The 23,764-nt window shown below is 42.7% G+C and carries 11 protein-coding genes, 2 tRNA genes, 1 rRNA gene, 4 pseudogenes and 1 other annotated feature; of the genes and pseudogenes, 6 read left to right on the top strand and 12 right to left on the bottom strand.

The annotated features are described in order from the left end of the window. Positions 1-179: 179 nt before the first annotated feature. From ACX27_RS01670 to psaA, 5 genes and pseudogenes are all read right to left on the bottom strand, one after another. Positions 180-1,022: a DUF2382 domain-containing protein gene (locus tag ACX27_RS01670; protein WP_062287546.1), complete on the bottom strand. Its 843-nt coding sequence runs from the start codon at positions 1,020-1,022 to the stop codon at positions 180-182. Positions 1,023-1,264: 242 nt separating this feature from the next. Further along, complete coding sequence (locus ACX27_RS35975; protein WP_470381959.1) at positions 1,265-1,633, bottom strand: DUF7689 domain-containing protein; 369 nt, start codon at positions 1,631-1,633, stop codon at positions 1,265-1,267. A 311-nt stretch (positions 1,634-1,944) separates the two neighbouring features. Beyond that, positions 1,945-2,148, bottom strand: a pseudogene (locus ACX27_RS35970) (P-loop NTPase fold protein); the annotation flags it as partial. A gap of 147 nt (positions 2,149-2,295) precedes the next feature. Next, on the bottom strand, positions 2,296-4,521 hold the full coding sequence (gene psaB, locus ACX27_RS01660; RefSeq protein ID WP_062287540.1) for a photosystem I core protein PsaB: 2,226 nt from the start codon (positions 4,519-4,521) through the stop codon (positions 2,296-2,298). Positions 4,522-4,639: 118 nt separating this feature from the next. Beyond that, positions 4,640-6,898 carry a photosystem I core protein PsaA gene (psaA, locus tag ACX27_RS01655; protein ID WP_062287537.1) on the bottom strand — a complete coding sequence of 753 codons (2,259 nt, stop codon included), beginning with the start codon at positions 6,896-6,898 and terminating at the stop codon, positions 4,640-4,642. 516 nt (positions 6,899-7,414) lie between these two features. Here psaA and ACX27_RS01650 point away from each other — a divergent pair. Continuing rightward, positions 7,415-8,926, top strand: coding sequence for a hypothetical protein (locus ACX27_RS01650; RefSeq protein WP_062287534.1), 1,512 nt, complete (start codon positions 7,415-7,417; stop codon positions 8,924-8,926). Positions 8,927-8,985: 59 nt separating this feature from the next. Here ACX27_RS01650 and ACX27_RS01645 read toward each other — a convergent pair whose 3' ends face one another. After that, on the bottom strand, positions 8,986-9,888 hold the full coding sequence (locus ACX27_RS01645) for a glutaminase (protein WP_062287531.1): 903 nt from the start codon (positions 9,886-9,888) through the stop codon (positions 8,986-8,988). A 223-nt stretch (positions 9,889-10,111) separates the two neighbouring features. Between ACX27_RS01645 and ACX27_RS01640 the strand changes: the two are divergent. From ACX27_RS01640 to ACX27_RS01630, 3 genes and pseudogenes are all read left to right on the top strand, one after another. Further along, positions 10,112-11,642: pseudogene (locus ACX27_RS01640) on the top strand (thioredoxin-like domain-containing protein). A gap of 131 nt (positions 11,643-11,773) precedes the next feature. Then, entirely contained in the window at positions 11,774-12,700 is a 927-nt protein-coding gene (locus ACX27_RS35125; RefSeq protein WP_335337824.1) for a DUF952 domain-containing protein, read from the top strand. Positions 12,701-13,006: 306 nt separating this feature from the next. Further along, the gene (locus ACX27_RS01630) at positions 13,007-14,560 is read left to right on the top strand and encodes an NAD(P)H-quinone oxidoreductase subunit N (protein WP_062287528.1); all 1,554 of its coding nucleotides are present in this window, start codon (positions 13,007-13,009) and stop codon (positions 14,558-14,560) included. Between the two features lie 349 nt (positions 14,561-14,909). On the opposite strand, the gene ACX27_RS01625 is transcribed toward ACX27_RS01630, so the two are convergent. The 6 genes and pseudogenes from ACX27_RS01625 to psbZ form a co-directional block, all read right to left on the bottom strand. Next, on the bottom strand, positions 14,910-15,995 hold the full coding sequence (locus tag ACX27_RS01625) for a CHAT domain-containing protein (protein ID WP_470381957.1): 1,086 nt from the start codon (positions 15,993-15,995) through the stop codon (positions 14,910-14,912). 19 nt (positions 15,996-16,014) lie between these two features. Next, positions 16,015-16,641: a sequence feature (23S ribosomal RNA rRNA prediction is too short), on the bottom strand. Positions 16,642-16,861: 220 nt separating this feature from the next. Beyond that, positions 16,862-16,934: transfer RNA gene (locus ACX27_RS01620), tRNA-Ala, on the bottom strand. A gap of 82 nt (positions 16,935-17,016) precedes the next feature. Beyond that, positions 17,017-17,090, bottom strand: a tRNA-Ile gene (locus tag ACX27_RS01615). Positions 17,091-17,207: 117 nt separating this feature from the next. Then, positions 17,208-18,693, bottom strand: a 16S ribosomal RNA gene (locus ACX27_RS01610). Between the two features lie 246 nt (positions 18,694-18,939). Continuing rightward, positions 18,940-19,216, bottom strand: a pseudogene (locus tag ACX27_RS35965) (IS982 family transposase); the annotation flags it as partial. A 515-nt stretch (positions 19,217-19,731) separates the two neighbouring features. After that, entirely contained in the window at positions 19,732-19,920 is a 189-nt protein-coding gene (gene psbZ, locus ACX27_RS01605) for a photosystem II reaction center protein PsbZ (protein WP_062287525.1), read from the bottom strand. Between the two features lie 186 nt (positions 19,921-20,106). Between psbZ and ACX27_RS01600 the strand changes: the two genes are divergently transcribed. Further along, positions 20,107-22,806, top strand: a complete 2,700-nt coding sequence (locus tag ACX27_RS01600; RefSeq protein ID WP_062287522.1) for a CBS domain-containing protein — start codon at positions 20,107-20,109, stop codon at positions 22,804-22,806. Between the two features lie 23 nt (positions 22,807-22,829). Then, a pseudogene (locus ACX27_RS01595) lies at positions 22,830-23,424 on the top strand (Uma2 family endonuclease). Positions 23,425-23,764 lie beyond the last annotated feature (340 nt).

Raw genomic sequence — 23,764 nt, 5'->3', positions numbered from 1 at the left:
GTAAAAATTTATTCTTGTATATACATCTTTCTCTCGAATGAATTACCTTAATTCCAAATTATCGAAAGTGAGATATTTTTTTCGCTTAATACTATTTCAATTTATGGATAATACCAATAGAAATGTAGAGGCGAACGAAACCGAAAGCCCCTACAATTTCTTGTGTTGTGTATTTTTAACTAAATAGTTCCCTGACTATCTCTTACAGCATTATCTACCTGCAACTCCCCCGTAGTATTAATATCTAACTCTTCGCGGCGAATTGTGTCTTCTGCTTCTACCGTATCTCTGTCCACTACCTTTTTAACGCGGACTTCTTCACGGACAAAAGCTTCTTTGCGAATTTCTGGTGTTTCTTCGTAGACTTCTATGCGTGCTACTTCACCCTCTTGAAATCTCAGTTCATTTGGGTCTACGACTGTTCCTGTTTCTGTGGGTGAAACTCGTTCAATAACAACCCGTTCTTTTTGAACAGGTACTGTAACTCGTGCAGTTTCTGTTTCAATATGTTTACCAACAGCAACTTCTCCGGTTTTAACGCGCTGTTTATTAGCTATTAGTCGTTCTTCATACAGTCTGAGTGTTTGATGATATTGGTCATTTAAATTATATAAATTAGGTTCTGTTTGATAATTGTAAGTATTGCGATCGTAAATTACATTACTGTTTGTCGGACGAAATACACTGCGTACTCTTTCTTCATAATCTTCATCCACTGTATAGCTTTCATGATACTCAGGTAGCATTTCTACTTGCTCTTTACTAAGTCCATCGACATATACCCGTTGTTCGGGATAGTTGATGCGTGATAGACCTATTGGTAGTAATATTCTCTTACCAAAAGTATCAAAGCCTGTGTCAATCACTAAATAGCGAAAACGTCCATTAGGGTCAACTAAAGCATCACTTACGGAACCAATTTTTACTCCGCCCTCAGTATAGAGTTCTAAACCTTTAACATCATCACCGCCAAATGTTTCTCGGTATTGAGGGTCAAATTCTTCGAGTTTGTAAAGAGGCATAGCTGGGAAGTTCTTGAGGAGATATATTTATATCTCTAAGCTAGAAATTCTTGTGCCAGGAATCCTCTAACTGATGGCTGAATTCTCGGAAGATATTTCTTGTTGCTCTCTATACCCGCCGCAATCATGTGATGATACTCGTCTATTGTCTATTTTGCTGTAGTTAGACTCATAGCGATCGCGTTTCTATTGCCTTTGTTATTTTACATATCAATCTAGCTGATTATTAAAAAACCACTAGATTAGCTTGTGATTATTTTTTTCATAATACAGGCAACTTCACCATAACCAGGATTTCCCACTAAACCTTGTAAATTGTTATGCTCTATATCTTCATCTTGACCAAGCTTACTTGTCCATTTACCATCAGCTAATTGTCTAGCAACATGGGTTGGTACTCTGCTTGAACTAACGTATATTGAGATTTTCTGAAATCCTGGTTCTAAATTATCATCTTGGCAAATTTCATAACCGAGTGTCCGAAATGCTGCTTGAAACGCCTCAAGAGTTTCTTCTCTGGGAACACCCTGTGGCCAGTACTCTTGATTTTGAGCATCTGTCCACCACCAAGTTTGATCATCTTCTGCTGCCCAAGCAACACAGTTATTAATTCCTGAACTAGATATTCAACAAAGCCAAGCAACTCATCTATTGGTAGCTTAGATTTCCTTTCTAAATCATCAATACATATAATTGAGTTTCTAGCATTTTCATTAAAAAGTATATTCAGACCTAAATCACCAGCCGCAGACATTAGTGAGCCTACAATTTGCATAGAACCTAACTCAAATTTTGGAGTTTTCTCTAATTTTGCGGCGTTACTACTTACCCATTCAACTGTATTATTGATAAGTTTATTAACCGGAGCTGAATTTGATTGATGATAATTTGCTACTATTCTTCCTTTTAATTGTTCAATTGAAGAAATACCAAATACGGAAGCGTAATAATAATATTCGCCACTATGTTCATTTAATAATTTCTGTACTAAATGAGTTTTTCCCACCCCCCATTTTCCCTTAACAGCTAAAACCCTATAATTTTCATTATTTAAAAATTTATTAATAATATTTTCAGCTTCCTCCCGACTTACCCCTGAACGCAATATATTTGTACTGTCAGTCATAAATACTTTTAGTCTCCGATAATAACTAAAATCACAATTACTTTATCTTAGAAGTATTAAAGTGTATTTGGTTACATATAAAAAACAAAAAATCCCCCACCTCGCGGCAGGGGATTTTTTTAATTACCTATAAAACTAGTAGCCAGATCAACCGAACTTACCAGCAGTGGAGGCGATGAGGAAGGCTGCGTAGGTGAGGACATAGCCAACGGTGAAGTGAGCTAGACCAACTAAACGAGCTTGAACGATGGATAGTGCAACGGGCTTGTCTTTCCAGCGAACTAGGTTAGCTAGAGGAGTACGCTCGTGCGCCCAAACCAAGGTTTCAATCAACTCTTGCCAGTATCCTCTCCAGGAGATGAGGAACATGAAGCCAGTTGCCCAAACTAGGTGTCCGAAGAGGAACATCCAAGCCCAGACAGACAGGTTGTTCATACCGTAGGGGTTGTAACCGTTGATCAACTGTGCAGAGTTAGCCCACAGGTAATCACGGAACCAGCCCATTAGGTAGGTAGAGTTTTCGTTGAACTGAGCAACGTTACCTTGCCAGATACCCAGGTGTTTCCAGTGCCAGTAGAAGGTTAACCAACCTACTGTGTTCAATGCCCAGAACAGAGCTAAGTAGAAGGAGTCCCAAGCTGAGATATCGCAAGTACCGCCACGACCAGGGCCATCGCAAGGGAATGCGTAACCGAAGTCTTTTTTGTCTGGCATTAATTTAGAACCACGAGCATCCAAAGCACCTTTAACTAGGATGAGGGTGGTGGTGTGTAGACCTAGTGCGATCGCATGGTGTACCAAGAAGTCGCCAGGGCCAATTGTTAAGAAGAGGGAGTTGGTGCCAGCGTTAATGGCATCTAACCAACCAGGCAACCATACGTTTGCATAGTTGGGGTAAGCTGTGTAAGCAACGCTGTCGGGGTTGGACAATAGAACATCCAATCCGTACAGTACTTTACCGTTAGCAGCTTGAACGAACTGAGCAAATACTGGCTCAATTAAGATTTGCTTTTCAGGAGTGCCGAAAGCAACTACTACGTCGTTGTGAACGTACAAACCAAGGGTATGGAAGCCTAAGAAGAGAGATACCCAGCTTAAGTGAGAGATAATCGCTTCTTTGTGCTTCAGTACGCGATCTAATACGTTGTCTTTGTTTTGTTCGGGGTCGTAGTCACGTACCCAGAAAATTGCACCGTGGGCAAACGCACCAACCATCAAGAAAATCGCAATGTATTGATGGTGGGTGTATAAAGCTGCCTGGGTGGTGTAGTCCTTAGCGATAAACGCATAGGCAGGCATGGAGTACATGTGCTGCGCTACCAAGGAAGTAACAACGCCTAAACAAGCCAAGTGCCAACCTAATTGGAAGTGCAGAGAGTTGTTGTAGGTGTCATAAATGCCTTGGTGAGGCATGTTGAAGGGGCCTTCAACTTTTTGGCCAAAGAAAGTTTTGGCATTCATCATCTCTTTGATGCTGTGACCAATACCAAAGTTGGTACGGTACATGTGACCAGCGACGATGAATAATACTGCGATCGCTAAGTGGTGGTGAGCAATGTCAGTCAACCACAGAGCTTCTGTTTGGGGATGGAAACCACCCAAGAAGGTCAGAATCGCTGTACCAGCCCCAGTGGATGTACCAAAGAGGTGGCCTGCGGTATCTGGGTTTTGGGCGTAAACGTTCCAGTTCCCTGTAAAGAAAGGCTGTAAGCCTGCTGGGTGGGGAGCGGTGGTTAAGAAGTTATCCCAACCTACGTGCTGTCCACGAGCTTCGGGGATAGCAACGTGAATCAAGTGACCAGCCCAAGCCAAGGAGCTAACGCCGAACAAACCAGCTAGGTGGTGGTTGAGGCGAGATTCAGCATTCTTGAACCAAGCGAGGCTGGGGCGGAACTTGGGTTGCAAGTGCAACCAACCAGCGAACAATAACAGGGCAGCAAATAGGAGTAGACCTAATGAGCCAATGTAAAGTTCTTGGTTTGTCCGCATACCGATGGTATACCACCAGTGGTAGATACCAGAGTAAGTGATGTTTACAGGATTACTAGCACCAGCTTGGGTAAAAGCTTCAATTGCTGGTTTACCGAAGTGGGGGTCCCAAATCGCATGAGCGATGGGGCGGACATGTAGAGGATCTTTAATCCACTGTTCAAAGTTACCTTGCCAGGCTACATGGAACAGGAGGCTGGAAGCCCAAAGGAAGATGATTGCCAGATGTCCGAAGTGAGTAGCGAAAATCTTTTGGTAAAGATTTTCTTCGGTCATGCCATCGTGGCTCTCAAAGTCATTGCCCATTGCGATCGCATACCAAATGCGCCGCGTGGTTGGGTCCTGTGCGAGATCCTGGCTAAATTTTGGAAATTTTGTTGCCATAGCTTTGATATTTCCTCTGACCCTTAGCCATCAGGTTTCAGCTTTGGGAGTTCTGAGCTTTGAGTTCTAAGTTTTGATCACTCAGCACTCAGCACTCAGCACTCCGTATAACTGATTGCTATCCTACTGAAAGAATGTGTGCGTGGAAGAATGCCCAGGTTGTTGCAATTCCTCCTAGGAGGTAGTGTGCTACACCAACAGCACGGCCTTGAGTGATGCTCAGAGCGCGGGGTTGGATTGCAGGTGCTACCTTCAGTTTATTATGCGCCCAAACAATGGACTCAATCAGTTCTTGCCAGTAGCCACGACCACTGAACAGGAACATTAAGCTGAATGCCCAAACAAAGTGAGCGCCTAGGAACATTAATCCGTAAGCAGACAAAGCACTGCCGTAGGAGTTGATTACTTGAGAAGCTTGCGCCCACAAGAAATCACGCAACCAGCCGTTGATTGTGATGGCACTTTGGGCAAAGTTACCACCAGTAATATGAGACACATTACCAGCTGCGTCTACAGTTCCCCAAACATCAGATTGCATTTTCCAACTGAAGTGGAAAATCACAATTGACAAGGAGTTATACATCCAGAACAATCCGAGGAACACGTGATCCCAACCGGAAACTTGGCAGGTACCGCCACGGCCAGGGCCGTCGCAAGGGAAGCGGAAACCTAAGTTGGCTTTATCGGGTATCAAGCGAGAACTGCGAGCGAATAGTACGCCCTTCAGCAGAATCAGAACAGTTACGTGGATGGTGAAAGCATGGATATGGTGAACCATGAAGTCAGCAGTACCCAATGCGATGGGCATCATTGCGACTTTGCCACCAATAGCCAAGATACCGCCGCCAAAGGCATAGCTAACAGGCTCTAAAGCGTTGGGAGCTGTGCCACCAGGAGCCAAGGTATGCAGGTTCTGCACCCACTGAGCAAATACTGGTTGCAGCTGAATTGCTGTGTCGGAGAACATGTCTTGGGGACGGCCCAAGGCACGCATTGTGTCGTTGTGGATGTAAAGACCAAAGCTGTGGAAGCCTAGGAAAATACAAACCCAGTTGAGGTGGGAAATAATTGCATCCCGGTGACGAATCACCCGATCCAGAACGTTGTTTTGATTCACAACAGGATCATAATCCCGCACCATGAAGATGGCAGCGTGAGCCGCACCACCGACGATCAGGAAACCGCCGATCCAAATGTGGTGGGTGAAGATACACAACTGAGTTGCGTAGTCAGTTGCCAAATATGGATAGGGGGGCATCGCGTACATGTGATGCGCGATGATGATGGTCAGCGAACCCAAGAAGGCAAGGTTGGTTGCCAATTGAGCGTGCCAGGAGGTGGTCATGTTTTCATAAAGACCCTTGTGACCTTCCCCTGTGAAGGGGCCTTTGTGGTTTTCGAGGATCTCTTTGATGCTGTGACCAATTCCCCAGTTAGTGCGGTATTGGTGACCAGCGATGATGAAGAGTACAGCGATCGCTAAGTGGTGGTGAGCAATATCAGTCATCCACAAACCACCGGTTACAGGGTTTAAACCGCCCTTGAAGGTTAAGAAGTCAGCATACTGACCCCAGTTCAAGGTGAAGAAAGGTGTTAAACCACTGGCAAAGCCGGGGAACAGGTCAATCAACAAACTCTTGTTCAGAATGAACTCATGGGGCAAGGGGATATCTTTAACGGCTACCCCTGCATCCAATAGCTTGTTGGTTGGAGCGGATACGTGAATGATGTGACCAGCCCATCCCAAAGAACCGCAGCCTAACAGTACTTGCAAGTGGTGGTTCAGCATCGACTCCACATTCTGGAACCATTCCAGTTTAGGAGCGCGTTTGTGGTAGTGGAACCAGCCAGCAAATAAGAACAAGCCTGCTAATACCAAGCCGCCAATAGCTGTGCAGTAAAGCTGGAAGGAGTTGGTGATACCCCAGCCACGCCATACTTGGAACAAGCCAGAGGTGATTTGAATACCGTGGAATCCACCACCAACATCACCATTCAAAATGTCTTGTCCCACAATGGGCCAAACGACTTGAGCACTGGGTCTCACGTTCAACGGGTCGCTTAACCAGGCTTCGTAGTTAGAGAACTTCGCGCCGTGGAATATCATCCCGCTTAACCAGATGGTCACAACGGCCAGGTGTCCGAAGTGAGCCGCAAATATTTTGCGGGAGATATCTTCTAAATCGCTTGTATGTGTATCAAAATCGTGGGCGAGAGCGTGGAGGTTCCAAATCCAAGTGGTGGTTTTGGGGCCTCTAGCTAGAGTTCTGTCGAAGTGTCCGGGTTGCGCCCATCTTTCAAATGAGGTTGGTACCGGGTCGTTATCGACTACTACTCTTGCTTTCTTTTCCTCTCGCTCCGGAGGACTAATCGTCATTCGACCTCCTCTCGTGATAAGGAATGAGGAATCATGAAACCACAAAGTGATCCTTAGTCGCCTTCTCCAGGGTAGTGGCTGGAGCAGCGATGAAGACGCTATGTGGAAGTTTGTTTCTGTTGAATTATAAAGTCTTTACTTGTACATTGTTGGAGAGATTTTAACAATAATTCAAAATCCCCAGATTAATTGTCTGATCTACCTTTTAACTGTAAACTCCTGAGCAAAAAGTCAATACTTTCTTCATTTAATTTACAAAGAATAATAATTCGTTAAACTTATGATTAATGGGTATAATGTCCGCCGGCTCAGTATTCTCAAATTAGTTAGAGATATTTTTGGCACGAGAGAAAAGCATATATTAGAGAAAATAGTAAAAAAGAATACTGTTTTCCTGTCATTTTTAAAAAATACATCGTGACTGATCAAAATTTCACCTTTTAAGCTATGGTGTGCAACGCACAGTTTAAGGCAAAATAATTTTGCAGTTTTGCAGACTATAACTGGGTGTCAGGTATGAATTTGTGGTGTATGAAGTTTTTAAAACAGATCCTCCCCAGGAGTCTGACTATTTTCAAGTGGCTCGTCATACTAGTATTGGTCTTGAATTTAAACAGTTGTGCAGAGAAAGCTGTTAGTCAAGATGTATCTGTTAATCCTAGGGAAAAATATCAACCAACTTCGCAGCAATTTACGGAAGTTGCGCCACCAGAGTTAATTCAAGAACTGCGCTCAACTTTAGAAGTATACCGTCCCCAGGTAACTATAGTCACCCCTCAGTTTGATGAGATTATTCCAGACACTAAAGTTAAAGTTCAATTTCAGGTAAAAGATTTACCTATATTTAAAGATCCAGAATTTGAATTAGGGCCTCATCTCCAGGTAATTTTAGATAATCAGCCTGACATCCTGGTATATGACTTAAGCCAGCCGTTGATTTTGTCTGATTTATCTCCGGGTACACATAGCTTACGTGTATTTGCTTCTCGCCCGTGGGGTGAAAGCTTTAAGAATGAAGGTGCTTATACTCAGACATTGTTTCATATTTTTACGAAAACAGATGACAACAGTCCTAATCCTAGCGTTCCCTTGCTAACTTACAGCAGTCCTCAAGGTAGTTATGGTGCTGAACCAATTTTACTGGACTTTTATTTAACAAATGCTCCATTGCACTTAGGCGCTACAGATAATCCCAATGATTTGTTCAGTGATTGGCGTATCCGTTGCACTATTAATGGTGACAGCTTTGTGTTTGATCGCTGGCAAGCAGTTTACCTCAAAGGCTTTCAACCTGGAAATAATTGGGTGAAGCTGGAATTTTTAGACAATCAAGGTAACGTTGTTAAAAATGCCTTTAATACGACTGTGAGATTGATTAACTACCAACCCAAAGGTAAAGATACTCTGTCTCGCATTGTTAGAGGTGAACTTAAAGCTGATGAAGTCCGCAGCATCGTAGATAAAGGTTACATTCCCCAGCCACCAGCTACCGAACCAACACCAGAACCAGAAACACAGCCAATTCCTACACCTGAAATTCCAGAGGTAGTTCAACCGCAACCAACTGAGTTACCAAAACCAGAACTGGAAGTAATACCAATACCCCAAGCTACTGAGTTACCCAAGCCAGAACTGGAAGTAGTACCAATACCCCAAGCTACTGAGTTACCCAAGCCAGAACTGCAAGTAGTACCAACACCCCAAGCTACTGAGTTACCCAAGCCAGAACTGCAAGTAATACCAACACCCCAAGCTACTGAGTTACCCAAGCCACAGGTGATACCTATACCACAAGCTATTGAGTCACCAAAACCAGAACCGGAAGCCACACCCACACCTCCAACTACAGAATCAGAATCACCAGAACCAAAAGTTATCCAGTCACCTGTACCAGAAGAAAAACCAGAAGTCACACCGACACCGCAAGCAACAGAAGTTCCTGAAAAACAAGCAACCGAGTCTTTAAAATCTAGATTTGGTAAATATTTTCAGCGTCGTCCAATTCCAGTACCTCAAGGAGAGGGATAAGAGATGGAGTTTTAAACACAAAGGGGCGCTGAGATAAACGCGAAGTTAAGCGGAGTTTTTTAAAAGATACTCAATTCTAATTTTTGGGCTAAAGCTCCGATAAAAGCGATCGCACCTATGGAATTTCCCACCATATTTAACACGGGACTGTAGCAAGCGATCGCGCCTGTGTTTGGTACTATGGCTAACATGGCACCGCTAATACCTGATTTCATCGGTAAACCAATTTTGAGAGCGAATTTAGCCGAGTCTTGGTAAAGTCCGCACATCAACATCACGGCGTTAACTATCCGGTGATGCTGTAAATTATTACCACCAGCTAAAGCTTTTCCTAATAAGGCTAAATCTTCCACTCTGCCTGAGATACAGCATATTTGCTCGTAAGTGTCAAGAGCAACTTCAGGATTTTCCAGACGATTTTGTTCTGCGAGATAATTGGTGAGTGCTTGGTTAATTGGGGAACGTGAAGCGCGTACCGAAGCCAGCATGACTTCATCTAAGTATAGTTGGGAACCTGCTAACTGATTTAACCATTGACAGAGATGTGAAGTGCGATCGCTTGCTGTCTTTCCTGGTAACTTATCAGCTAGAGTAATTGCACCACTATTAATCATCGGGTTGCGGGGATGTCCACCATCCGTAATTAATTGATCTAAGGAATTAAACGGCGCATCTGATGGTTCAACGCCTACCCATTGAAAAACTGTATCTGTTCCCATCACTTCTAGCAGATACAAAAATGAAAATACTTTAATTACACTCATTAAAGGAAATATACAACCTGTATCTCCCGAACTGTAAGTTTTTCCTGATAAACAGCAGATGTGAACAGCAAACCAGTTAGGATGAGCAACAGATAATTGTGGGATGCGATCGCACACTTTACCCTGTATAGTCTGAATTTTAGCTTGTTCCACCCAAGCCGCTAAATCCGTGGTGTTAAGTTTATCCAGTCTGATCAAAAGTGATATAGCCTCAAAATTATTCTCAGTTAGGTATAGCAGTAAGCAGTCAACACACATATCTTGTGGACTAACGTAAAATCATCAAAAAACGAACCGCAAAGGGCGCAAAGGACACAAAGTTAAGAGAATTTTAGAGGGTTTTTGCGTAAGTCCTGATTAAGTCATCTCCCCTACACCCTTATACCCTTAAACCCCTACACCCAAAATTAAAGGATATCTCATGACTCCCCGCGTCAGAGCGCCAGAATTTCCTCAAAACTACACTTGGCTGAACACTGACAAACCTTTGTCCTTAAAACAACTTAGGGGTAGAGTTGTCATCTTAGACTTTTGGACATACTGCTGTATTAATTGCCTGCATATCCTACCAGACTTAAAGTATTTGGAAAATAAATACAAAGATAGTCTGACAGTGATTGGTGTCCACTCCGCCAAGTTTGACAACGAACAAGAAACTGAAAATATCCGCCAAGCTATTTTGCGTTATGACATTGAACACCCAGTTTTAGTAGACAAGAATTTTCGTGTATGGCAAGAATATACCGTGCGTGCTTGGCCGACATTCATGATTATCGACCCTCAAGGTTATGTAGTTGGTTATGTTTCTGGCGAAGGTAAGCGTGAGGTTTTAGATAAGTTAATTGCCGAAATTATTGCCGAGCATCAGCAAAAAGGTACAATCAACTTTCAAGAAATCAACCATATTTTAGAAAAGCAGCAACAAGCAATAATTTCACCCTTAGCTTTTCCTGGTAAAGTCTTAGCCACGCCAATAGGTTTATTCATCGCTGACTCTGGACATCACCGCTTAGTTTTGAGTAACTTTGATGGCGAAGTTCTCCACATTATTGGTACAGGAAAATCTGGGTTAACTGACGGGAGTTTTAGCACAGCACAATTTTCTGCACCACAAGGAATTGTATTTGATAGCGAAAATCAAATCCTGTTTGTTGCTGATACCGAAAATCATGCTTTGCGGCGAGTTGATTTGCAACGCCAAATAGTCGAGACAATTGCAGGAACTGGAGAACAAAGCCGTAATATTTATCCTCATAGTGGTGTAGCTTTAGAAACTGCGCTGAATTCTCCTTGGGATTTAGTCAAAATTGAGAATACCTTATTTATTGCAATGGCGGGTTCACATCAAATTTGGCAAATGAACTTAGCCACTAATCTCATCAAAACCTATGCTGGAACTGGTGGAGAAGGTTGTGTTGATGGTTCACTAGCAGAATCAGCTTTTGCTCAACCTAGTGGTATGACTACAGATGGACAACAACTATATATTGCTGATAGCGAAATTAGTACAATTCGGAGTGTGCAAATTGTTGAACCATACCAAGTTACAACTATTTGCGGTAGTCAACAGTTATTCGGTTTTGGTGATGTGGATGGACAAAGTACAGATGTGCGATTACAACACTGTATGGCGGTAGAATATGCGAGAAATTTTTTTGTGGGTAGCAGATACCTACAACCACAAAATTAAATTAGTTAGTCCCAGCACAGGTAATTGTCAAACCATTTTGGGCGATGGTTTGGCTGGTTTACAAGATGGACAAGGTAAAAATAGCCGCTTTTTTGAACCTTCTGGATTGAGTGTTATGGGTTCACATCTATATATAAGTGATACCAACAATCACGTTATTCGCTGTGTTGATTTAAATAACTTTGTTGTGACAACAATGCAGTTTTATGGTTTATGTGCGCCAGATGTATGTATTCCTCAGAATCAAGACAATCTACTATGAACTTAGTAATTTTTGATATTGATGGTACACTAACCAATACAAACCAGATTGATAAAACCTGCTTTATAGATACCTTTGCTTCAGAATTTGGGTTTATTAATATTAATTCAAACTGGGCGGAATAGAAAAATATTACAGACTCTGGCATTACTCAGCAAATATTTCAAGAAAGATTACAACGTCCGCCTTCAGAATTAGAACTTGAAAGATTTAAACTTGCTTTTGTTGCCAAACTCCAGCAGGAAATTAGCACACAGAAACATCTATTTAGTAGTATTCCTGGCGCAGAAAAGGTATTGGCTGAATTAACAAAATCATCTGCATGGGGTGTAGCGATCGCAACTGGTGGATGGTATGATTCTGCTCTATTAAAACTGCAAGCAGCCGTCTTAAAAATACACAATATTCCCTTAGCTTCATCTGATGATGGCATTTCTAGAGAAGATATTATTAATGCTGCGATTCTCAAAGCTAAGAATAACTACAAAATTGAAGATTTCACCAAAATTGTCTTTGTAGGTGATGGCATTTGGGATATTAAAGCTGCACATAATTTAAATATTAGTTTCATTGGGATAGCCAATCAACAAGCACCAGAAAAATTATTAGATGCTGGCGCTAAAACTGTGCTGCAAGACTTCGATAACTGCGATTTTACCAAACTACTCGATACAGCAGAAGTACCAAAATCTAACATTCCATTTCTTCTGCATATTACACAGCGCCTACAATGGCAACAAGCCCAGGCTCAAAATATCTATGTTGCAGAATCTCTGTCCAAAGAAGGTTTTATTCACTGCTCAAAAATAGCACAGATTATCCCAGTCGCTAACAGATTTTTTTATAATCAACAAGAATTAGTTATACTGTTAATTGATAGTCAAAAAGTAAAAGCAGAAATTCGCTACGAAGCTGCCGAAACAGGAGAAATATTTCCGCATATATATGGAAGTTTAAATATAGATGCAGTAGCTCAAGTGATAGATTTTGCATCAGGAGTTAATGGCTACTTCGATTTACCCAAGCAACTGCAAGATTTACTCTCGGAAATCGAATAGTTTAAATATTTAAGCCGACAAGTATATTTAACATTACCGATTGTTTATTTAATCACCATTGTTAACAGATAGCTAGAGCAGTATCTGTATTAACAAGACGCACAAACCCAACTTCAACTATAATTTAATCGAATGATAATGATAGAGTCTTAGGTGGTAGTTAGCTGTTACGCTTCTTTTAAGCTAATTTTACGCAAGAGTCAGTCTATGCTTAAGACAGAAAGATAAATGCAACTTTGGTAATGAACAATAGATAAAATGAACAAAGTTAGCCTTAATGTCTAATCGCCAAAACCTATATATCTCATGGATTTTGCTAATCTTGCATCCCAGTTGAATGCTGGAACAATTCTGCCAGAGGGAATTGTGATTGTTACCCTCTTAGGGGTTTTGATTGTTGATTTGATTTTGGGGCGTACATCCTCACGCTGGATTGGATATCTAGCGATCGCGGGTTTACTAGCCGCAGTTGTCGCCCTATATTTTCAATGGGATAATGCCAATCCCATCTCCTTTACTGGTGGCTTCACTGGTGATGACCTCAGTATTGTGTTTCGCGGTATTATCGCTTTGTCTGCCGTTGTGACGATATTGATGTCAATTCGCTACGTTGAGCAGAGTGGTACCGCCTTAGCAGAATTCATCGCAATTTTGCTGACTGCTACGTTAGGAGGAATGTTCTTATCTGGTGCTAGTGAGTTAGTGATGATTTTCATCTCACTAGAATCTTTAAGTATTTCCTCTTATTTATTGACAGGGTATACCAAGCGCGACCCCCGCTCTAACGAAGCGGCGCTGAAATACCTGTTGATTGGTGCTGCTAGTACAGCAGTATTTTTGTATGGCGTTTCCTTGCTGTATGGTTTATCGGGTGGTCAAACAGAATTAAGTGCGATCGCAAATGGTATCATCACAGCCAACGTCAGCCAATCACTTGGTTTGGTGATTTCACTCGTTTTCATAATTGCAGGTATTGGCTTCAAAATTTCAGCTGCACCCTTCCACCAATGGACACCAGATGTTTACGAAGGCGCACCCACTCCGGTAATTGCCTTTTTATCTGTTGGTTCCAAAGCAGCCGGCTTTGCTTTAGCCATTCGCCTATTAACTACAGTCTTCCCAATGGTGGCTGATGAGTGGCGATTTGTGTTTACCGCCCTCGCTATTCTCAGCATGATTTTGGGTAACGTAGTGGCTCTGGCACAAACTAGCATGAAACGGATGCTGGCTTACTCATCCATCGCTCAAGCTGGATTTGTGATGATTGGCTTAATTGCTGGTACAGAAGCTGGGTACGCCAGTATGGTATTTTACCTGCTGGTTTATTTGTTCATGAACCTGTGCGGCTTTACCTGCGTGATTCTCTTCTCCCTCCGGACAGGAACCGACCAAATCGCCGAATACTCAGGCTTGTATCAAAAAGACCCACTGTTGACATTGGGTTTGAGTATTTCCTTACTGTCTCTGGGTGGTATTCCACCACTGGCTGGATTTTTCGGCAAAATCTACTTGTTCTGGGCTGGTTGGCAAGCTGGTCTTTATGGATTAGTATTGCTAGGTTTGGTAACTAGTGTGGTTTCCATCTATTACTACATTCGCGTAGTCAAAATGATGGTAGTTAAAGAACCCCAAGAAATGTCCGACGTAGTGAGAAACTACCCCGAAGTGCGTTGGAATTTACCAGGATACAGACCTTTACAAGTAGGCTTAATAGTCAGCTTAATTGCGACTACCATAGCCGGGATTTTGTCAAATCCATTGTTCACATTGGCAAACAACTCCATTTCTCACACTCAAATCTTACAAGCAACAATTACCAAAGTGAGTACAGTTCCTCTAGAAGAACCAGAAAAGCTGTAATACCAATTTTTTATGAAGCTGCATAGAATCCGATCCCCCCTAGCCCCCCTTCAAAAGGGGGGAACCGGAAAAACATATATCAAAGTCCCCCTTTTTAAGGGGGATTTAGGGGGATCGAAATATGTGAAACTTCAGATTAAATTGGTATAACTTACTTTTACTTTTGTATATAGCTAATAGCTAATCATGCGATTGTGACAGCTATTAGCTATTTTTTTATAACTTAATTCTCATCTCTCATAAAAATGGAATTTTATAGTCCAGAATCGCCAGAGTTTGAAACTTGGATTCAAAATTTAACTTCTGGGAGCGAATATGAGCGTATCAATCAGGTAGAAGTATTGCGTCATTACAAATTATTCAAAGGAGTCCAATTACCAGAAGGAACAAACGCCGCCCAATATTGCGGTTCGCTATACTCTTGACTATTGAGCAAATCTAACTGTGCGGAACGCAAAGCCTCATGTCTTCCCTTCCCCGCCTGCAAATTATTGTAATACTTCACCATCAATTCTTTTGTCGCTGCATCATCAACTTGCCACAGACTTAAAACCTGACTTTGCGAACCAGCAATTACCAAAGCACGACGCAAACCATAAACACCATCGCCAACTTTAATATCACCCTTACCAGTATCACAAGCCGACAGCACAACTAATTGATTAGAACGCAAATCTAAACCAGCAACTTCCAACGCCGTTAACACACCATCATCATTATTATTTTTGGCTTGACTGCGTTTATTAAACCCAGCCAACGCCAACCCAGAACGCAACAAAGGATTTTCAACTTGGATAATGTTTTTTGGACGTGGTGTTAATTCAAAATCGGGTGATGCGTTGATGTCTTGTTCTTCATCCGCGATGAAAAAACCGTGTGTAGCTAGATGTAAAATGCTGGGACTGTGTAATTCTTTGACAGCGGTTTCCGTCGCATCTTTACCTAACAAAATTTTGGCATTGGGTAACACCTTGTGAATAGCATCAGCTTCATCTTTAGTAGCGGCTAACGGGTCAAATATCAAATTAGCTAAATCACCAGAGCGCCGATTTTGCGAACCGCGCGAACCAGATACTTTTGCAGATGCTACAGTTTGTCCTTGATTATTGTAATCAACATCCGCCAACACCACAGGCGCGGAAGCGTTGTTAAAATTTGAGTTTAAACGTAATAAATCCCGCCCAGTGGTAAGGTAAGAAAAAGCGTAACGCTGAATTAAAAATTTATCTTGCTCATCTTTTAGAGCTTCAAAAGGAATTAATGTTAATTGTCCATCGGGTGAGATTAAAATATGACTCGCATCACCCAATAAAGGACGAATAGGTGCGATTAATTTCTCATCTAAAGTGCGTCCGAGTTTCTTGAATCTAATTCCTTTGACTAACGCTACACGAAAATCAATGGCTAATTTATCAATTTCTGCCGCTTCACCCAAATCAACCCACTTCGGTTCACCAGTTGAGCGTAACACCGCCGCCGCATAACGCGGGTTACCCCATTTTTGAGCATCCGTTTAATCGGACTTCCCACTGCTTGTAAGCTCACGGTTTCATGTTCTATTTCACTCCCCTTCCGGGGTTCTTTTCACCTTTCCCTCGCGGTACTTGTTCTCTATCGGTCACACAGTAGTATTTAGCCTTACGAGATGGTCCTCGCTGATTCACATGGGATTCCTCGTGCCCCATGCTACTCGGGATTCAGCTTCTATCCTTTGACTTTCGACTACAAGACTTTCACTTTCTCTGGTGCAGTATTTAGCTGCTTCGTCTAGCCTCTAGATTCGATATTGCTGTCCCACTACCCCAAAAGGTAAACCCTTTGGTTTAGGCTCTTCCCCTTTCGCTCACCACTACACAGGGAATCTCTTTTGATTTCTTTTCCTCCAGCTACTAAGATGTTTCAGTTCGCTGGGTTGGCTCATACCTGTCTATATATTCAACAGGCTGTATTTAGGGTTGCCCCATTCGGATATCTCCGGCTCAATGTTTGCTTCCAACTCCCCGGAGCTTTTCGTCGGTAACCACGTCCTTCTTCGCCTCTGTGTGCCTAGGTATCCACCATTAGCTCTTTTTCGCTTGACCACTTAACAATTGGTGTTTCACCCGCAGTCTTTTGTCTTTTGTTTCCGGTCTTTTAGCTTTTTTGCCTTTTGACTTTTCACTTTTGACTTTTTTGACTGCCTGCTATACAATCGCGTTTCTATGCAGTTTTCAAGGTTCTGGCTAGGATTCAACCCAGCATTCTAACTCTTTCTATTTGTTAGGTGCTGGTCTTTTTTCCTTTGTTTTTTGTTTTTTCAGGTGGAGGTTAGCGGACTCGAACCGCTGACATCCTGCTTGCAAAGCAGGCGCTCTACCAACTGAGCTAAACCCCCCCACACAATTCGCAGTTCACAATTTTCAATTCGCAGTTATTAATAGCGAATTGCGAATTGCACATTGCCAATTGCTTTCAGGTGGGCCATCCTGGACTCGAACCAGGGACCTCACCCTTATCAGGGGTGCGCTCTAACCACCTGAGCTAATAGCCCCAATACGAACCAAATATAGTTTGAAAGCTTACACAATCCTCTGCGACCGACCTAGGTTGACCATCTTGTTCTCTATTTGCTGTGCGCTTTCGATTCCAAGTTGGGTAGGTCTCCCTAAAAGGAGGTGATCCAGCCACACCTTCCGGTACGGCTACCTTGTTACGACTTCACCCCAGTCACCAGCACTGCCTTAGGCATCCCCCTCCTCACGGTTGGGGTAATGACTTCGGGCGTTGCCAGCTTCCATGGTGTGACGGGCGGTGTGTACAAGGCCCGGGAACGAATTCACTGCAGTATGCTGACCTGCAATTACTAGCGATTCCTCCTTCACGAAGGCGAGTTGCAGCCTTCGATCTGAACTGAGCTCCGATTTCCGGGATTTGCTTGCTATCGCTAGCTCGCTGCCCTCTGTTCGGAGCATTGTAGTACGTGTGTAGCCCAAGACGTAAGGGGCATGCTGACTTGACGTCATCCCCACCTTCCTCCGGTTTGTCACCGGCAGTCTCTCTAGAGTGCCCAACTTAATGCTGGCAACTAAAAACGAGGGTTGCGCTCGTTGCGGGACTTAACCCAACATCTCACGACACGAGCTGACGACAGCCATGCACCACCTGTGTTCGCGCTCCCGAAGGCACTCCCTGCTTTCACAAGGATTCGCGACATGTCAAGTCTTGGTAAGGTTCTTCGCGTTGCATCGAATTAAACCACATACTCCACCGCTTGTGCGGGCCCCCGTCAATTCCTTTGAGTTTCACACTTGCGTGCGTACTCCCCAGGCGGGATACTTAACGCGTTGGCTCCGGCACTGCGAGGGTCGATACTCGCAACGCCTAGTATCCATCGTTTACGGCTAGGACTACTGGGGTATCTAATCCCATTCGCTCCCCTAGCTTTCGTCCCTCAGTGTCAGTTGCGGCCTAGTAGAGCGCCTTCGCCACCGGTGTTCTTCCTGATCTCTACGCATTTCACCGCTACACCAGGAATTCCCTCTACCCCGAACGCACTCTAGCTATGTAGTTTCCACTGCTTTTATCTAGTTAAGCTAGACTCTTTAACAGCAGACTTACATCGCCACCTGCGGACGCTTTACGCCCAATCATTCCGGATAACGCTTGCATCCTCCGTATTACCGCGGCTGCTGGCACGGAGTTAGCCGATGCTTATTCCTCAAGTACCGTCATTTTTTCTTCCTTGAGAAAAGAGGTTTACAACCCAAGAGCCTTCCTCCCTCACGCGGTATTGCTCCGTCAGGCTTTCGCCCATTGCGGAAAATTCCCCACTGCTGCCTCCCGTAGGAGTCTGGGCCGTGTCTCAGTCCCAGTGTGGCTGATCATCCTCTCAGACCAGCTACTGATCGTCGCCTTGGTGCGCTCTTACCACACCAACTAGCTAATCAGACGCGAGCTCATCTTCAGGCAGCTAGCCTTTCACCTCTCGGCACATCCGGTATTAGCCACCGTTTCCAGTAGTTATCCCCGACCTGAAGCTAGATTCTCACGCGTTACTCACCCGTCCGCCACTGAATCCTAAGATTCCGTTCGACTTGCATGTGTTAAGCATACCGCCAGCGTTCATCCTGAGCCAGGATCAAACTCTCCGTTTTGATTCCTTTCTTGGCTACTCTTTTTTTAACCTTAGCCTGGTTATACTATTTACTTGACGCAGGCTACTTGTGCTATTATTGCTTTCAAACTATAATCTTTTCATGGTTCGGTTCCCTTCGAGCGAGCTTCGCTTTGCAGCGCCCCCTCTCTCAGGCACTTATCCAATATATCTCTTCCTTTGTTGAGTGTCAACCTCTTCTGCAAAAAAAAATTTTTCACTCATTTACATACATCTACGCTTTCTAGATAAACTTGAGAGTGCTGACCAGGACTAACTTACAGCCAAAGAAATTCATTTTTCGACTGGCATACCACTCGTCAATCAGCATAGCTAATAAAATCACTTTGGCGTTTGTCTCTTTTGTAGCCAACTACTGGTATCGGTTTGGTATCTAACAGCAAGGTATGTTCAAAGATTGCCCCCAATTCCACAACCCAGAAACGTTGTGATGACAGTTTTGGGAATAGGTTTAAGTAGTTGGCTCGGACAAACCCTAAGAATTGTTGTTCTCCTGAATATGGGCTACCGTGTACATATAAGTATTATTTGCAAGGATTTCAGGTTGTATAGATCCCTTAGATTGTCATTACGATCGCAGCTAAGTAATCGCATAATTATCTAGTTTTTGCGATTGCTACCCTATGGTAAGGCTCCGCCTACATCATTCCTCCTCGCGGCGGACGGGTTACTGAATTGAGCGCAAAGCTTAGAGCTAAACGACGAAACCAAGCTATAGACGTAATTTCAAGACTTGTGTGTACAGCGAAGGGATATGCGAGAGTAGCACAAAAATTTTGGTCAATAGGGTTGAACCGTCTACCATATTCATCTTTAGACTTCAAGCTTTGGTTTCGTTACCTTTATCTTGTGGTTTCCCTTTCATTTTTGCTACCCCATCGCACATAAGGCGTAGTGTATTTTAGGCTTCGGTAAATTTGCTATATCTGCCAAAAATGAGAAAAAAGGTAAATAAAACCATTTACCTTTTTCTTTTACTATCAGCTTTATGCTATTGTCTGAAACTTTTGTCAAGTGTCTAGACTACAAAAAAGTTTAATATACCAACCAACAGTACTAAAGCAATCCAGACTCCAGAACCTAGCCATAATAATCTTTTAGATTCAACCCAGTTTTGAGGGGTGGCATAGGCAACAGGAACGCCAACAACTAATACAAAAGACATCAAAACGAGAGCTACTAAAGCGAACTGGAATATTATGGTCATTTTTGCTTCTCCCAAGACAGCGTAATACTAAAGATAGAATATCGTAAAGGGCGACACTGACAGTTTTTCCTTATTTGTTAACCTAGCAGAAATTGATACACTTTGGTTATTTGTCCTTAGTCATTTGTCCTTTGTCCTGTATTTAAGTACTAATGACTAGTGACTAATGACCAATGACTAAGGATTATGGATTTAATTCTTTGCCACACAACGGCTGATTTTGATGCTTTAGGGGCAGCGGTCGGGCTGACTTGCTTGTTACCGGGAAGTAAGATTGTGTTAACAGGCGGCGCACATCCACCTGTGAGAGATTTTTTGGCGTTACATCGAGATGAGTATCCGCTGATTGAGCGACGTTCAGTGAATCCGCAAACAATTCGTTCGATTACTGTGGTGGATACACAACACCGCGATCGCCTGGGTAAAGCAGCTGAATGGTTAGATTTACCCAGCGTGAAAGAAATTGTAGTTTATGACCATCACTTAGGGCAAGAGGGCGATATTCCGGCGACGCAATTGCATATTGCCCCGGTAGGCGCTTGCACAACTCTTATGGTGGAGCAATTACAACAACAGCAAATTTCCCTCACCCCGTCCCAAGCCACGGTGATGGCTTTGGGTATCCATGTGGATACAGGTTCATTAACCTATGACTTATCAACAGCCAGGGATGCTTTAGCTTTGGCTTGGTTGATGCAGCAAGGCGCAAGTTTACCAGTTATTTCTACTTATCGTGATCCTGGTTTATCAACGCAGTTACAACAGCTATTAACCACAGCGCTGCAAGAGTTAGACTATCTCTGCTTACGCGGTTATACGTTGGCTTGGGTAACTTTAAAAACTGAGGCTTTTGTGCCTGGGTTATCAGGTTTAGCATCCCAAATAGTAGAGTTAAGCGAAATTGATGCTTTACTGTTAGTCAATGAATATCCATTAGGGGAAGATGAATCAAGATTAACTGTGATTGGGCGATCGCAAATTCCTGGTGTCAATCTTAACTTGTTATTTCAACCCTTTGGCGGGGGTGGACATTCTCAAGCCGCATCACTCAATTTGCGGGGAGTGGATACACAAGCAACTTTAGAACAACTGTTAAATAATTTAAAAGCCTCCATTCCTCATCCTCTCACCGCTAGAGATTTGATGTCCTCGCCAGTCCGCACCATTCTTCCAGAAACTACCATTGAAGAAGCACAGCGGATTTTATTACGTTACGGACATTCTGGTTTATCTGTAGTTGATAATCAAGGACAGTTAGTCGGCATTATTTCCCGGCGAGATTTAGATATTGCCTTTCATCACGGCTTTAGTCATGCGCCAGTCAAAGGTTATATGACTATCAATCTCAAAACCATCACCCCAGATACCACCCTGCCACAAATCGAGTCGCTGATGGTGACTTATGATATTGGACGCTTACCAGTCTTAGAAGATGGGCAATTAGTTGGGATAGTCACCCGTACCGATGTCCTACGGGAGTTACATCAAAACAGTGAGGAGTTTCAAAGTTTAACTCCTCAAAACTCAAAACTCAGCACTCAGCACTCAGCACTGAATATCGCCTCACGTCTTGCACCCCAACTGTGGCAATTACTCACCAAAGCATCCCAAGCAGCAGAAAAACGCGGTTGGCATCTTTACTTAGTTGGTGGTGCTGTGCGGGACTTGTTATTAGCCGAAACAGCAGACCAATTAATGATTAAAGATATTGATTTGGTTGTAGATGGCTTTCATAAATCAGCAGATGTTGGTGCTGGGGTGGAATTAGCAAAAGCACTGCAAGAACTTTACCCAGCTGCACGGTTAGAAATTCATGGTGCGTTTCAAACTGCGGCTTTGTTGTGGCACAAAGACCCAGAATTAAATTCGTTGTGGGTAGATATTGCCACCGCTAGAACAGAATTTTATCCTTACCCAGCCGCGAACCCTGAAGTTGAGGCGAGTTCTATTCGTCAAGATTTGTACCGCCGGGATTTTACTATCAATGCACTGGCATTGCGGCTAACTTCTCCCCGTTCGGGCGAATTACTCGATTTCTTTGGTGGTTTATTAGATTTACAAGCCAAGCAAATTCGGGTTTTACACGCCAATAGTTTTATTGAAGATCCTACCCGGATTTATCGCGGTGTGCGCTTTGCTGTGCGCTTTGGATTTGATTTTGAACCGCGAACAGAAGAGTATATCCGCTACGCCATTAATAGTGGTGTTTACGATCGCACCACTCAACACAATAGCAGAACTCCAGCTTTGCAAACTCGGCTGAAAACCGAACTGAAACATATCTTGGAAGCACCGTACTGGAAATCAGCTTTGCAATTACTCGATAACTTACAAGCTTTGCAGTGCATTCATCATACTCTCTCCTTAGATGCGGAACTTTTACGCCAACTGCGGTTATTAGAACGCTGTCTGCACAGATTTGATCCCCAACTCACCCTTGTCCACTGGCAAATGCGCCTAGAAGCTTTAATTGCCCATCTCGAACCAAAATATCGGGAAAAAGTCGCCAAAAATCTGCAATTACAAGAAGATAGCATTCATCGTTTGCAAAATTTAGCCCAAACCCAAGCAGAGGTTAGGGAATTGTTACCGCAGTTGCAGCGTCCCAGCCAAATTGTGCAGTTACTGAAAAAGTATGACTTACCAATGCTGATTTTAATCGCCTTGCAAAGCCCGCGATCGCTCAGAAAACAAATTTGGCATTACTTAACAGTATTGACTCACATTCAACCCATTTTAAATGGTAACGACTTGAAGAAATTAGGCTACAAGCCAGGCCCTCAATATCGTCAAATTCTGGATGATATTCTTGCCGCTACGTTAGATAGAGTAATTACAAATAAACCTGAAGCCGAACTATTCTTGAGTACAAACTATCCTAAATAACCAGTTATTTTCAAGATAAGATTATGCAAATCCAAACACAAAAAAAAACGCTACACTCCCGAAGAATATCTCCAACTAGAAGAGACATCCGAATTTAAACATGAATACTACAATGGAGAAATTGTAGCTAAGGCAAGTTGTACTACAAGTCACAATGAAATAGTGGGAAACTTCTGCACTAATTTCAAATTTAATATGCGGGGTAAAAATTAAAAAATCTATATGGGTGATGTAAGATTGTGGATATCTCGTTACCGCATCTATACTTATCCTGATGCTATGGTGATTGAAGGAGAACCAATATATGAGGGAAATAGTACTACTACAGTCACAAATCCTAGAGTAATTTTAGAAGTATTATCTAAATCAACACAGAGCCATGATAAAACTGATAAATTTAGATATTACCGTTCTATTTCCACCTTCAAAGAATATATTATAGTCAACCAATATGAATATTTAGTTGAGCATTATGCTAAAAATGCTAATGCTCAATGGGTATTAACAGAATACGAATCATTAGATGCAGTTTTATCACTCCAAACAATAGATTTTGCAATTCCTTTAAGTGACATTTATGAAGGTGTGAACTTGTCAGCAGTTGGAGAAGAAATTTAATTTTTGTGAAACATACTACATCTGTGTGAAGATTCTTCGCTTTCCGTAATGCTTTTGTGCTACACTGTAGTCTATATCAAACCTCATCACATAATCATCGAGATAGCTGAAATGAAGTAGTACCAGACAAAAATTGTCAAAACCGAATAAATACGCCAAGTTTGACAGGTTTACTTCAAATAATCATGAGCTAGAATTTTTGTTTTTATCTTCAATATTGTGAGTTTAACCACATTTATCTGTGGTTGGTTCTTCATACAGATGCGACTGCATCGGAATATTTTGTCTATTCAATTCGCCCATAATCTTTGTGCATATATGGGTGAAAGTTGATGATTTG

It is taken from the genome of Nostoc piscinale CENA21, assembly GCF_001298445.1.
Taxonomy (GTDB): Bacteria; Cyanobacteriota; Cyanobacteriia; order Cyanobacteriales; family Nostocaceae; genus Nostoc_B; species Nostoc_B piscinale_A.
This window is presented reverse-complemented; position numbering and strand designations above follow the sequence as displayed.

Bases quoted from the DNA above. Each gene is read 5' to 3' on its own strand.
- ACX27_RS01600 (WP_062287522.1), top strand. From the start codon at position 20,107: ATGGATTTAATTCTTTGCCACACAACGGCTGATTTTGATGCTTTAGGG.
- psaA (WP_062287537.1), bottom strand. From the start codon at position 6,898: ATGACGATTAGTCCTCCGGAGCGAGAGGAAAAGAAAGCAAGAGTAGTA.
- ACX27_RS01650 (WP_062287534.1), top strand. From the start codon at position 7,415: ATGAATTTGTGGTGTATGAAGTTTTTAAAACAGATCCTCCCCAGGAGT.
- psbZ (WP_062287525.1), bottom strand. From the start codon at position 19,920: ATGACCATAATATTCCAGTTCGCTTTAGTAGCTCTCGTTTTGATGTCT.
- ACX27_RS01670 (WP_062287546.1), bottom strand. From the start codon at position 1,022: ATGCCTCTTTACAAACTCGAAGAATTTGACCCTCAATACCGAGAAACA.
- psaB (WP_062287540.1), bottom strand. From the start codon at position 4,521: ATGGCAACAAAATTTCCAAAATTTAGCCAGGATCTCGCACAGGACCCA.
- ACX27_RS01630 (WP_062287528.1), top strand. From the start codon at position 13,007: ATGGATTTTGCTAATCTTGCATCCCAGTTGAATGCTGGAACAATTCTG.